1 protein-coding gene (running past one end of the window) is annotated in these 14,499 nt (G+C 74.4%); it reads left to right on the top strand.

Annotation, left to right across the window (positions count from 1 at the left end):
* The first annotated feature begins 216 nt into the window (after positions 1-216).
* Positions 217-14,499 carry the 5' portion of a type I polyketide synthase gene (locus BM424_RS11675; RefSeq protein WP_139274049.1) on the top strand. 13,011 nt of this gene lie beyond the right edge of the window, so the window shows 14,283 of its 27,294 coding nt (coding positions 1-14,283); its start codon is at positions 217-219; the stop codon falls past the right edge of the window.

Below are 14,499 nucleotides of genomic sequence, written 5' to 3'. Positions count from 1 at the left end.
CGCCAGTCGACCGCACACCGGGGCCGGGGAATCCCTAGATTTCGCGGCCCCGCCGGGTTCCCGGCCGCCGCGAGCCGTCTTGAGCCGTCCTGAGCCGTTGCCGGACGCGAGAACTAGGGGTTTCTGAGCCGTTGCTGCACAACACTTCCCGGCGGGTCGTTCCTCCTGCGTGATCGCGTCCGGGCCCGGTGGGCCGCGACAACGGGCGTCGTCGAGATGGGTTTGGTGGAGATGGACAACGAGCAGAAGCTCCGGGATTACCTGCGGCGGGCCAGCGCGGACCTCCAGCGGACCCGGCGGCGGTTGCGCGACGTGGAGGCCGCGGCGCAGGAACCCATCGCCGTCGTCGGTATCGGCTGCCGCTACCCGGGCGGGGTCACCAGCCCGGAGGACCTGTGGCGCATGGTGTCCGCCGGCGAGCACGGCGTGGGGGAGTTCCCCGACGACCGCGGCTGGGACCCGGAGCTGCTGGCGATGTCGTCCACCGACCAGGGCGGTTTTCTGCGCGGCGCAGGCGATTTCGACGCCGACTTCTTCGGCATCTCGCCGCGCGAGGCGCTGGGCATGAACCCGCAGCAGCGGGTCGTGCTGGAGGTGGCGTGGGAGGCGCTGGAGCGCGCCGGGATCGACCCGCACTCCATCAAGGGCACCGAGGCCGCGGTGTTCATCGGTGCGATGAACCAGGACTACCAGGTCTCGCCCGGCGAGGGCGCGGAGGGCGCGGCGCTGCTGGGCAGCTCGCAGAGCGTCATCTCCGGCCGCATCGCCTACACGCTGGGCCTGGTCGGCCCGGCGGTCACGCTGGACACCGCCTGCTCGTCGTCGCTGGCGGCGATGCACATGGCCACGCACGCGCTGCGCCACGGCGAGTGCTCGATGGCGCTGGCCGGTGGTGTGACGGTGATGTCGAACCCGGCGACGTTCATCGAGTTCAGCCGCCAGGGCGGGCTGTCCGCGGACGGACGGTGCCGCTCGTTCGCCGACGCCGCCGACGGCACCGGCTGGGCCGAGGGCGCCGGTGTGCTGGTGCTGGAGCGGCTGTCGGACGCGCAGCGCAACGGGCACGAGGTGCTGGCGGTGCTGCGGGGTTCGGCGGTCAACCAGGACGGCGCGTCGAACGGGCTCACCGCGCCCAATGGGCCCTCGCAGCAGCGGGTGATCCAGCAGGCGCTGGTCAACGCGCGGCTGACCGCCGACCAGATCGACGCCGTGGAGGCGCACGGCACGGGCACCACGCTGGGCGACCCGGTGGAGGCGCAGGCGCTGCTGGCCACCTACGGGCGTCAGCGCGACGCGGACCGGCCGCTGCTGCTGGGGTCGGTGAAGTCCAACATCAGCCACACGCAGGCGGCCGCCGGTGTCGCCGGTGTGATCAAGATGATCATGGCGATGCGGCACGGGATCGTGCCCAGCACGCTGGGCGTCGACGAGCCGTCCTCGCACGTGGACTGGTCGGCGGGCGCGGTGCGGCTGGTCACCGAGAACACGCCGTGGCCGGAGACCGGCGAACCGCGCCGCGCCGCCGTGTCGTCGTTCGGGCTGTCCGGCACCAACGCGCACACCATCATCGAGCAGGCCCCCGAGCCCGAAGCTCAGGACGCCGAAGAACCGGAAACCGTTCCGGTGCGGGACGTCCCGGTGGTGCCGGTCCTGGTGTCCGGGCGCAGCGCCGCCGCCCTGCAGGAGCAGGCCGCGCGGTTGTCCACTGTGGAAGCGAACCTGCTCGACCTCGGGTTCTCCGCGGCCACGACCCGGTCCGGCTTCGAGCAGCGAGCGGTCGTACTCGCTGATAACACTCAGGATTCCGCCGAGGGAGCCGATGCCGCGAGTCTCAGCGCCGCGCTCGGCGAGCTGGCGCGCGGCGAAGCCGGGGCGCGGGTCGTGCGGGGCGTCGCGCAGGGCCGCGGCAAGCTGGCGCAGCTGTTCACCGGGCAGGGCGCGCAGCACCCGGGCATGGGCCGCGAGCTGCACGCCCGGTTCCCGGTGTTCGCCGAGGCCCTGGACGAGATCCTCGACCAGCTCGACCCCGCCGTCCGCGAGGTGATGTGGGGCGAGGACGCCGACCGGCTGGCGCGCACCGAGTTCGCCCAGCCCGCGCTGTTCGCGATCGAGGTCGCGCTGCACCGACTGGTCGAATCCTGGGGAATCAAGCCCGATTTCGTCGCCGGCCACTCGATCGGCGAGATCGCCGCGGCGCACGTCGCGGGCGTGTTCTCGCTGCCCGACGCGGCCGAGCTCGTCACCGCGCGCGGCAGGCTCATCCAGGCGCTGCCGACCGGCGGCGCCATGCTGGCGGTGACCGCCACCGAAGCCGAGATCCAGCCCCACCTCGACGCGGTCCCCGACACCTCGGTGTCGATCGCCGCGATCAACAGCCCGCGCTCGCTGGTCGTGTCCGGCACCGAGGACGCCGTCGCCGCGATCGAGGCCGCGTGCGCCACCGAGGGCCGCAAGACCCGCCGCCTGCACGTCTCGCACGCCTTCCACTCGCCGCTGGTGGAACCGGCGCTCGACGAGTTCCGCACCGTCCTCGAAGGACTCGCGATCGAGGCGCCGAGCATCCCGCTGGTGTCGACCGTGACCGGTGAGCAGGTGCGGCTGGAGCAGGTCACCTCGGTGGACTACTGGGTCGACCAGGTCCGCCGGACCGTGCGCTTCGCCGACGGCGTGCGCTGGATGCACGACCACGGCGTCACGACGTTCCTCGAACTCGGCCCCGACGGGGTGCTGTCGGCGATGGCGCAGGAGTGCGTGGACTCGCCCGACGCGCTCGCGGCCGTGCCCGCGCTGCGCGCCGGCCGCCCCGAGGTCGAGACGATCACCGCCGCGCTGGCGTCCGCGCACGTGCGCGGCATCACCGTGGACTGGGCCGCCTACTTCGCCGGGACCGGTGCGCGGCGCGTCGACCTGCCGACCTACGCGTTCCAGCGCAAGCGCTTCTGGCCCAAGCACGGCGGGTTCGGCTTCACCGATCCGCGCTCGGCCGGGCTCGGCACCGCGCACCACCCGCTGCTGTCGGCGGCGGTGTCGCTGGCCGACTCCGACGGGGTGCTGCTCACCGGCAGGCTCTCCCGGCAGTCGCACCCGTGGCTGGTGGACCACGCGGTCGACGGCGCGGTGCTGCTGCCCGGTACCGCGTTCGTCGAGCTGGCGATCCGCGCCGGGGACGAGGTCGGCTGCGACCGCGTCGACGAGCTCACCCTGACCGCGCCGCTGGTGCTGCCCGAGCGCGGTGCCGTGCAGGTGCAGCTGTGGATCGGCAAGCCCGACGCCGCCGGGCAGCGCTCGGTGACGATCTACTCGCGGCCGGAGTCCGAGGACGAGCAGCCGTGGACCCAGCACGCCACCGGTGTGCTGGCGGCGGGGGAGACCACCGCGTCGTTCGACGCCGGGACCTGGCCGCCCGCCGACGCCGCGCCGCTGGACGTGGAGGGCTGCTACGAGCTCTTCGCCGAGCGCGGATTCGCCTACGGACCGGCGTTCCGGGGTCTGCGGGCGGCGTGGCGTGGCGCCGACGGCGCGGTGTTCGCCGAGGTCGAGCTGCCCGAGGATGTCGACCGGTCCGAGTTCGGCCTGCACCCGGCCCTGCTGGACGCGGCGCTGCACGCCGCCCAGGTCGCCGGTCTCGGCGAGTCCGGTGTCCCGTTCTCCTGGGAGGGCGTGTCGCTGCATGCCACCGGCGCCACGACCCTGCGGGTGCGCCTGGCCCTGGGCGACGACGGCGCCCTGAGCCTCGCGGCCGCCGACGGCGCGGGCGCGATGGTCGCCACGGTGGACTCCCTGGTCATCCGCCCCACCGCAGGAGCTCCCGCAGCCGGTGCCCAGGACCGCGACTCGCTGTTCAGGATCGACCTGGCGGCCGTGCCGGAGGACCCGGGGAACGCCGGGAGCACCGGGAGCACCGGGAACGTCGCTGTGCTGGGCGAGGACGTCTTCGGGCTGGGCACGGGTTCTCCCGACGAGGCCGACGTGCTGGTCGTTCCCGTGGTCGGCGGCGACGAGGTGGCGGCCTCGGCGCACGAGGCCGCTGAGCGAGTGCTGGAGCTCGTCCAGGAGCACCGCGCCGAGCGCGTTGTGTTCGTGGTGCGCAGCGGGGACCTGGCCGCGTCGGTCGTGCGGGGGCTGGTGGGCTCGGCGCAGGCCGAGCACCCCGGTGCGTTCGGCTTCGTGGAGGTCGACGACACCGAGGCGTCCCGGGCCGCGCTGCCCCGGGTGCTGCGGTCCGAGGAGCCGCAGCTGGTGCTGCGCGACGGTGAGATCCGCGCACCGCGCCTGGCCCGGGCCGAGCACCCGACCGGCGCCGCTCTGACCGGCACCGCCCCGACCTGGGACGGCACGGTCCTCATCACCGGTGGAACCGGGGGACTGGGCGGGGTTCTCGCCCGCCACCTGGTCACCGAGCGCGGGGTGCGGGACCTGCTGCTGGTGAGCCGCCGAGGCCTGGCCGGCGAGCTGGTCGACGAGCTGACCGGGCTGGGCGCCCGGGTGCGGGTCGCCGCCTGCGACGTCGCCGACCGCGACGCCCTGGCCGAGCTGCTCGACCAGCACGAGATCGGCGCCGTGGTGCACGCCGCCGGAGTGCTCGACGACGGCGTCATCGACGCGCTCACCCCTGACCGCCTGCACGCCGTGCTGCGACCCAAGGTCGACGCCGCGTGGAACCTGCACGAGCTCACCCGCGAGCGCGACCTGTCGGCGTTCGTCCTGTTCTCCTCGGCCGCCGGTGCCTTCGGCAACGCGGGGCAGGGCAACTACGCCGCGGCCAACGTCTTCCTCGACGCCCTCGCCGAGCACCGGCGCGCCCAGCGGCTGCCCGCCGTGTCGCTGGCCTGGGGCGCCTGGCAGCAGGACGGGATGCTCTCCGACGCCGAAGCCGAGCGCATGGCGCGCGTCGGCATGCCGCCGCTGCCGGTCGAGCACGGCCTGCGGTTGTTCGACACCGCCATCGCCGCGGACCAACCGGTCCTGGTCCCCGCCAAGCTCGACCTGGCCACGATGCGCGGCCGAGGCCAGGTTCCCGCGCTGCTGCGCGGACTCGTCCGCACCCGCACCCGGCGCCGCGCGGCCGGGTCGCAGACCGCCGACACCCTCGTCCAGCGCCTCACCGGCCTGCCCGAGGACGACCGCCGCACCGCCGTGCTCGACCTGGTGCGCGGCCGCGTCGCCGCGGTGCTCGGGCACGCCGGTGGCGACGACGTCGACCCGCAACGCCAGTTCCAGGACCTGGGTTTCGACTCGCTGACCGCCGTCGAGCTGCGCAACCAGCTCACCGCCGTCACCGGGCTGCGGCTGCCCGCGACGATGGTGTTCGACTACCCGACACCGGCCGCCCTGGCCGCGCACCTGCTCGGCGAGCTCCTCGACGAGCTGGACGAGCCCACCCCCACCGCAGGCCGTCCCGCCGCCGTCACCACCGGGAACGTCGCGGACGACCCGATCGTGCTGGTGGGCATGGGCTGCCGCTACCCGGGCGGGATCGGCTCGCCGGACGAGCTGTGGCGATTCCTCGACGAGGGCGGCGACGCCGTCTCCGGCCTGCCCACCAACCGCGGCTGGGACCTGGAGCGGCTCTACCACCCGGACCCGGACCACCCGGGCACCTCCTACGCCCGGTTCGGCGGATTCCTGCACGACGCCGGCGAGTTCGACGCCGGGTTCTTCGGCATGTCCCCGCGCGAGGCGCTGGCCACCGACGCGCAGCAGCGGCTGCTGCTGGAAACCACCTGGGAGGCCATCGAGCACGCCGGGATCGACCCGCGCTCGCTGCGCGGCACCCCGACCGGTGTTTTCGCCGGTGTCATGTACAGCGACTACGGCGCGGGTCTGGGCGGCGAGGCCGAGGGCTTCCAGGGCAGCGGCACCTCGCCGAGCGTGGTCTCCGGCCGCGTCTCCTACACCCTGGGCCTGGAGGGCCCGGCCGTCACGGTCGACACCGCGTGCTCGTCGTCGCTGGTCGCCATGCACTGGGCGATGCAGGCGCTGCGCGCGGGCGAGTGCTCGCTGGCGCTGGCCGGTGGCGTGACGGTGATGTCGACGCCGACCGCGCTCATCGAGTTCTCCCGGCAGCGCGGACTGTCCCCGGACGGCCGCTGCAAGGCGTTCTCCGACTCGGCCGACGGCGTCGGCTGGTCCGAGGGTGTCGGCGTCGTGGTGCTGGAGCGGCTGTCCGACGCGCGCCGCAACGGCCACCGCGTGCTGGGCGTGGTGCGGGGCAGCGCGGTCAACCAGGACGGCGCCTCCAACGGCCTGATGGCGCCGAACGGTCCCGCGCAGCAGCGGGTGATCCGCTCGGCGCTGGCGAGCGCGAACCTCGAACCGTCCGATGTGGACGTGGTCGAGGCGCACGGCACCGGTACCTCGCTGGGCGACCCGATCGAGGCGCAGGCGCTGCTGGCGACCTACGGCCAGGACCGCGACGAGGCGCTGCTGCTCGGCTCGGTGAAGTCGAACATGGGCCACACGCAGGCCGCGGCCGGTGTCGCCGGGGTCATCAAGATGGTGCAGGCGATGCGCCACGGCGTGCTGCCCAAGACGCTGCACGTCGACGCCCCGTCCTCGCGGGTGGACTGGTCCGAGGGCGCGGTGGAGATCCTCACCGAGCGCACCGCCTGGCCGCGGGGCGACCGCCCGCGCCGGGCCGGCATCTCCTCGTTCGGCATCAGCGGCACCAACGCGCACCTGATCATCGAGCAGCCCCCGGAGGAACCCGCGCCGGAGGCCGGGACGGACGAGCTCGGCGCGGTCCCGGTGCTGCTGTCGGCGCGCACGCACCACGGCGTCCGGGCGCAGGCCTCGCGGCTGCGCGCCCACCTGGACGGCCACGACACGTCCCTGACCGACCTGGGCTTCTCGCTGGCCACCTCGCGCACCGCGTTCGAGCAGCGGGCCGCGATCGTCGCCGAGGACCGCGAGGTGTTGCTGCGCGCGCTGGACGCGCTGGCCGCCGACCGCCCCGACCCGGCGGTGGTCCGCGACGTCGCCGACCGCGACGCCGAGTCCGCCCGGGTCGCGTTCCTGTTCTCCGGGCAGGGTTCGCAGCGCCTGGGCATGGGACGCGAGCTCCACCAGCGGTTCCCGGTGTTCGCCGAGGCCCTGGATCAGGTGCTGGACCGGCTCGACCCGTCGGTCCGCGAGGTCGTGTGGGGCGAGGACGCGGACCTGCTGCACGAGACCGGGCACGCCCAGCCCGCGCTGTTCGCGATCGAGGTCGCGCTGTTCCGGCTGGTCGAGGCCTTCGGGGTGCGGCCGCGTTCGCTGGCCGGGCACTCGGTCGGTGAGATCGCCGCCGCGCACGTGGCGGGTGTGCTGTCGCTGGAGGACGCGTGCCGCCTGGTGTCGGCGCGCGCTGCGCTGATGCAGGCGCTGCCCTCGGGTGGGGCGATGGTGGCGGTGCAGGCCGGTGAGGCCGAGGTGGCGCCGCACCTGACCGAGGGTGTGTCGATCGCGGCGGTCAACGGTCTCGACGCGGTGGTCATCGCCGGTGTCGAGGACGAGGTGCTGGAGCTCGCGCAGCGCTGGAAGTCCAAGCGGCTCAGGGTCTCCCACGCCTTCCACTCGCCGCTGATGGACCCGGTGCTCGACGACTTCCGCGCGGTCGTCGAGGAGCTGGAGTTCCACGAGCCGCAGATCCCGCTCGTGGTCTCCGGTGACGTGACCTCGCCGGAGTACTGGGTGCGGCACGTGCGCGAGACCGTGCGCTTCGCCGACAACGTGGCCTCGCTGCGCGAGTCCGGGGTCACGACGTTCCTGGAGATCGGCCCGGGCGGAGCGCTGTCGGCGCTGGTCGAGGACTGCGCGCCGCTGCTGCGCGACGACCGCGACGAGCCGGCCTCGCTGCTCACCGCGCTGGCCCGCGCGCACGTGCGTGGGGTGCGGGTCGACTGGGCCGCGCACTTCGCCGGAACCGGTGCGCGCCGCGTCGACCTGCCCACCTACGCCTTCCAGCACGAGCACTACTGGCCGGTGGCCACCGGCGGCCCCGCCGTGCAGGCCCGGTCGGCCCAGCACGATCCGGCCGACGCGCGCCTGTGGGCGGCGGTCGAGCGCGGCGACGCCGCCGAGCTGGCGGCGATGCTCGGCCTGGACCTCGACGACCGCTCGCAGCTGGACGCGGTGCTGCCCGCCCTGTCGTCGTGGCGCCAGGGAAACCAGGACAAGGCGCTGCTCGACACCTGGCGCTACCGGGTGCTGTGGGCGCCGCTGCGCGCCTCGGAAACCCCTGCGCTGGAAGGGCATTGGCTGCTGTTGGCGTCCTCGGCCGCCCAGGAGGGGCTGGTCGGACCGGTGCGGGAGGCGCTGACCTCGGCCGGTGCCGAGGTGTCGGTGCTGCTGCTCGACGAGACCTGCCTGGACCCGGAGGTGCTCACCGAGCGCCTCACCGACTGCGCGGGCGCGGTGTCGCTGCTCGCGCTCGACGAGACCCGCTGCGCCGAGAACCCCGCGCTCCCGGTCGGTCTCGGCCTCACCCTGGCGCTCACCCAGACCCTCGACGCTCCGCTGTGGACGGTCACGCGAGGCGCCGTGAGCACCGGTCCCGCTGATGAGATCACCTCGCCCGCGCAGGCCGCCGTCTGGGGCTTCGGCCGGGTCGCCGCGCTGGAGCAGCCGGAGCGCTGGGCGGGCGCGGTCGACCTGCCCGAGGTGGTCGACGAGCAGGCCGCCCGGCGCCTGGTGACCGCCATCGCCGGTGTCGGCCGCGACCGCGCCGAGGACCAGATCGCGATCCGGCCGAGCGGCCTGCTCGGCAGGCGGCTCGCGCGCCGCACCGTCGACGCGCTGCCGTCCCGCGACTCCTTCACCGCCCGCGGCACCGTCCTGATCACCGGCGGCACCGGCGCGCTCGGCGCCGAGACCGCCCGCTGGCTCGCCCGCTGCGGCGCCGAGCGCCTGGTGCTCACCAGCCGCCGCGGCCCCGACGCGCCTGGCGCCGCCGAGCTGCGCGCCGAACTGGAAGCGCTGGGACCCCGGGTCGACGTCGTGGCCTGCGACATCGCCGACCACGTCGCCGTGGCGGACCTGCTCGCGGAGCTCGACCACCCGGACGACCCCGACCTGCCCGAGCTGACCGGCGTCGTGCACGCGGCCGGTGTCGGCCAGGCCGCGCCGCTGGCGCAGACCTCGCACACCGAGTTCGCCGAGGTGCTCTCGGCGAAGGTCCTCGGCGCGCTGCACCTGCACCACCTGCTCGGCTACCGCGACCTGGACCTGTTCGTGCTGTTCGGCTCCATCGCCGGGGTCTGGGGCAGCGGCGGGCAGAGCGCCTACGCCGCCGGGAACGCGCTGCTGAACGCCCTCGCCGAGCAGCGCCGGGCGCAGGGGCTCGTCGCGACCTCGGTGTCGTGGGGCCCGTGGGCCGAATCCGGCATGGCCACCCACGAGGCCGTGGCCGAGGACCTGTCGCGTCGCGGCCTGACCCCGCTGCCGCCGCAGCAGGCCGTCGCCGAGCTCAACCGCGCGGTGGTGCAGGGCGACACCGCGGTCACCGTCGCCGACGTCGACTGGGAGCGGTTCCACCCGGTCTTCACCGCCATGCGGCCCAGTGCGCTGCTCGCCGACCTGCCGGACGTGCGCGCGCTCGCCCGGGAGACCTCGGCCGCCCAGGACTCCGACCTGGCCCGGCGGTTGCGCGAGATGACCTCCGACGACCGGGAACGCCACGTCCTCGACCTGGTGCGCGCCGAGGCCGCCGCCGTGCTCGGGCACAGCTCCGCCGGGGAAGTGGGGGAGCAGCGGGCCTTCCGCGACATCGGCTTCGACTCGTTGACGGCCGTGGAGCTGCGCAAGAAGCTCGCCACCGCCACCGGCCTGTCGCTGCCCGCGACGCTGGTGTTCGACCACCCCACCCCGAAGGTGCTGGCCGAGCACCTGGTGGCGGAACTGCTCGGCGCCGCGGACGACGACCTGGCCCGGCGCCCGCAGCAGGACGGCTCCTCCGACGAACCGATCGCGATCATCGGCATGAGCTGCCGCTTCCCCGGCGGCGCAGGCACTCCCGAGGAGTTCTGGGAGCTGGTCAAGAACGGCACCGACGCGATCACCGAGTTCCCGAACGACCGCGGCTTCGACGTCGCCGCCCTGCACGACCCGGACCCCGACCACCCCGGCACCACCTACACCACCGCCGGCGGCTACCTCGACGACGCCGCCGAGTTCGACCCCGGCTTCTTCGGCATCTCGCCGCGCGAAGCCCTGGGCATGGATCCGCAGCAGCGGCTGCTGCTGGAATCCACCTGGGAAGCCATCGAACGCGCCGGCATCGACCCGGCGTCGCTGCGCGGCACCAGCACCGGCGCGTTCATCGGTTCCAGCTACATCGAGTACGGCGGCGGGGACGGCGCCTCCGAGGGCTACCAGGTCACCGGCAGCAGCCCGAGCGTGCTGTCGGGCCGCGTGTCCTACCTGTTCGGCCTGGAGGGCCCGGCCGTCACCGTCGACACCGCGTGCTCGTCATCGCTGGTGGCGCTGCACCTGGCCTGCCAGTCGCTGCGCAGCGGGGAGAGCAGCTTCGCGCTGGCCGGTGGCGCCACGGTGATGCCCAACCCCAAGCCGCTCATCGCCTTCAGCCAGCAGCGCGCGCTGGCCGCCGACGGCCGCTGCAAGGCCTTCTCCGACTCGGCCGACGGCATGATCCTCTCCGAGGGCATCGGCGTGCTGCTGGTGGAGCGGCTCTCCGACGCCGAGCGCAACGGGCACCCGGTGCTGGCCGTGGTGCGCGGCTCGGCGATCAACCAGGACGGCGCCTCCAACGGCCTGTCCGCGCCCAACGGTCCCTCGCAGCGGCGGGTCATCGCGCAGGCGCTGGCCAACGCGGGCGTCGAACCGTCCGATGTGGACGTCGTGGAGGCGCACGGCACCGGCACCGCGCTGGGCGACCCGATCGAGGCGCAGGCGCTGCTGGCGACCTACGGCAAGCACCGCGACGCCGGCCGCCCGCTGCTGGTCGGCTCGGTGAAGTCCAACATCGGCCACGCGCAGTCCGCGGCGGGTGTGGCCGGTGTGATCAAGATGGTGATGGCGCTGCAGGAGGGCGTGCTGCCGCGCACGCTGCACTGCGACACGCCGTCCTCGCACGTCGACTGGGACTCCGGCGCGGTGTCGCTGCTGCGCGAGGACCAGGAGTGGCCGGAGACCGGGCGGGCGCGGCGCTGCGCCGTGTCGTCGTTCGGCATCAGCGGGACCAACGCTCACGTGGTTCTCGAGGGTCCGGGCGAAGTTTTCATGAAAACTGCCCCTCACCCACACAACAGGACCAGCCACGGGATCCCGTGGGTGGTCTCGGCGAAGACGCCGCGGGCGCTCGACGCGCAGATCGAGCGGGTGCGGCGGGTCGAGGCCGATCCCGCCGACGTCGGGTACTCGCTGATGCTGCGGTCGCAGCTGGAGCAGCGGGCCGTGCTGCTCACCTCTTCTGCATCGCCGGACCGCGTCGAGGTGGCGCGGGGTGTCGCCGACGTCGACTCCAAGGTGACGTTCGTGTTCCCCGGGCAGGGAGCGCAGTGGGTCGGCATGGGCGCGCAGCTGCTCGACGAGTCGCCCGCCTTCGCCGACCGCTTCTTCGAGTGCGCCGCCGCGCTCGCCCCGTTCACCGACTTCTCGCTGGTCGACGTGGTGCGCAACGGCGAGTCGCTGGACCGCGTCGACGTCGTGCAGCCCGCGACCTGGGCCGTGATGGTGTCGCTGGCCGAGGTGTGGCGCGCGCACGGCGTCGAACCCGACGCGGTGATCGGCCACTCGCAGGGCGAGATCGCCGCCGCCTGCGTGGCCGGGGCGCTGTCGCTGCAGGACGCGGCGCGCGTCGTCGCGCTGCGCAGCAAGGCCATCGCGGGCGCGCTCGCCGGGCGCGGCGGCATCGCCTCCGTGGCGCTGCCCGCCGCCGAGGTCGAACCGCGCCTGGCGGCCTGGGACGGTCGCGTGTCGCTGGCCGCCACCAACGGCCCGCGCTCGGTGGCGATCTCCGGTGACCTGGACGCGCTCGACGAGCTGTGCGCGACGCTGGCCGAGGAGGGCGTGCGGGTCCGCCGCATCGAGGTGGACTACGCCTCGCACTCGCGGCATGTCGAGGACCTGCACGACGAGCTGCTGCGCGAACTGGCCCCGATCCGGCCGCAGCGCCCCGAGGTGCCGTTCTTCTCCACCGTCACCGGCGAACGGCTCGACGGCGCCGACACCGACGCCGAGTACTGGTACCGGAACCTGCGGCAGACGGTGCGCTTCACCGAGACGGTCGAGTCCCTGCTGGAGTCGGGGCACCGGGCTTTCATCGAGGTCAGCGCGCACCCCGTGCTCACCCCGGGCGTGCAGGACGCGATCGACGACGCCGAGGTCCGCGGGGTCGCCTGCGGCACGCTGCGCCGCGACGCCGGCGGCACCGACCGGGTGCTGACCTCGCTGGCCGAGGCGTTCGTGCGCGGCGTCCCGGTCGACTTCTCACCGCGATTCGACGGTGCCCGCCGCGTGGACCTGCCGACCTACCCGTTCCAGCGGGAGCGGTTCTGGATCGAACCCGCCCTGCCCGGCCAGAACGGACAGAGCGGCCAGGGCGGGGGAGAGGCGAGCGACCCCGCTGAGGCCGAGTTCTGGGCGGCCGTCGAGCAGTCCGACCTCGCCGCGCTCACCTCCAGCCTGCACGTCGACGAGGAATCCCTGGCCGCCGTGCTGCCCGCGCTGCACACCTGGCGCGAGCGCAGCCGCGAGAAGTCCACGACGGACTCCTGGCGCTACCGGGTGACCTGGAAACCCCTGCGCGGACTGCAGGATTCGACGCTCACGGGCACCTGGCTGCTGGTCGGCGCAGACGGTTCCGACGGCACCGACGGCGCCGGGGACGACGTGCGCTCGGCGCTGGCCGACAACGGCGCCGACGTGCGGGACCTCGTCCTCGACGAGACCTGCGCGGACCGAGCGGTGCTGGCCCGGAAGCTCGCCGAGGCGGAGCTCGACGGCGCAGAGCTCGCCGGTGTGGTGTCGGTGCTGCCCTCGGCCGAGGAACCGGCCGAGGGCACCGCCGAGCTGCCGCTGGGTCTCGTGCTCACCGTCTCGCTGATCCAGGCCCTCGGCGACGCCGGTATCGACGCGCCGCTGTGGAACATCACCCGCGACGCGGTGGCCACCGGCCGCTCCGACGCGGTGGCCCACCCGACGCAGGCGATGGCGCTGGGCCTGGGCTGGTCGGCCGCGCTGGAGCACCCGCAGCGCTGGGGCGGCTCGATCGACCTGCCCGTCGAGCTCGACCCGCGCGCCGCCCGACGGTTCGCCGCCGCGCTCGCCCGCCCCGGCGACGAGGACCAGATCGCCGTGCGCGCCAACGGAATCCTGGCCCGCCGCGTCGTCCACGCCCCGGCCCGGACCGACCGGGCCGACCGGGCCGAGAGCTGGACGCCGCGCGGCACCACGCTGATCACCGGCGGCACCGGCACCCTCGGCCCGCACGTCGCCCGCTGGCTCGCCCACCTGGGCGCCGAGCACCTCGTGCTCACCAGCCGCAGCGGCCCGGACGCGCCCGGCGCCGCCGAACTCGCCGCCGAACTGCGCGAACTCGGCACCCCGACCACGGTCGTGGCCTGCGACGTCGCCGACCGCGACGCCGTGGCCGCGCTGCTGGAGGACCTGCGCGCCGACGGCCACGAGCTGCGCGCCGTCGTGCACGCCGCCGCCACCATCGGCCTGTACCCGATCGAGGACGCCACCGTCGACGTGCTCGACGAGGTGCTGCGCGCCAAGGTCCACGGCGCCCGCAACCTCGACGCGCTCATCGACGACGACCTCGACGCGTTCGTGCTGTTCTCCTCGGTCTCGGGCATGTGGGGCAGCGGCGACCACGCCGCCTACGTCGCCGGCAACGCCTACCTCAACTCGCTGGCCTGCCACCGCCGCGCCCGCGGCCTGCGCGCCACCGCGATCTCGTGGGGCATCTGGGCCGACGACCTGGGCCTCGGCCGCGTCGACCCGGAGCAGATCCGGCGCAGCGGCCTGGAGTTCATGAAGGCCAAGCTCGCCCTCGGTTCGCTGCAGCGCGCCATCGAGGACGACGAGACCGAGCTCGCCCTCGCCCACGTCGCCTGGGACCGCTACCACCCGGTGTTCACCGCGGCCCGGCCCACGACGCTGTTCGACGAGATCCCCGAGGTCCGCAGGCTCACCGCCACCGCCGAGCAGGCCCAGGCCGCAGACGGCGGCGCGGTCGCCGAGCTACGCGCGCTGCCCGCCGGGGAGCGCAGGCAGGCCGTGCTACAGCTGGTGCGCACCGAGGCCGCGAAGGTCCTCGGGCACAGCAGCCCCGACGCGCTGCCGGAGGACCGCGCGTTCCGCGAGGTCGGCTTCGACTCGATCACCGCCGTCGACCTGCGCAACCGGCTGGCCACCGCCACCGGCCTGCGGCTGGCCACGACGATGGTCTTCGACCACCCGAGCGCGCTGGCGCTCACCGAGCACCTGCTCGCCCAGATCGGCGGCGGTGAGACCCGCCGCGACGCACCGGTCGTCGCCTCGGTCACCGACGAC

The organism is Saccharopolyspora flava (genome assembly GCF_900116135.1).
Taxonomy (GTDB): domain Bacteria; phylum Actinomycetota; class Actinomycetes; order Mycobacteriales; family Pseudonocardiaceae; genus Saccharopolyspora; species Saccharopolyspora flava.
Note: the sequence above shows the minus strand (reverse complement) of the source record. Positions and strands in the feature narration are given on the sequence as shown.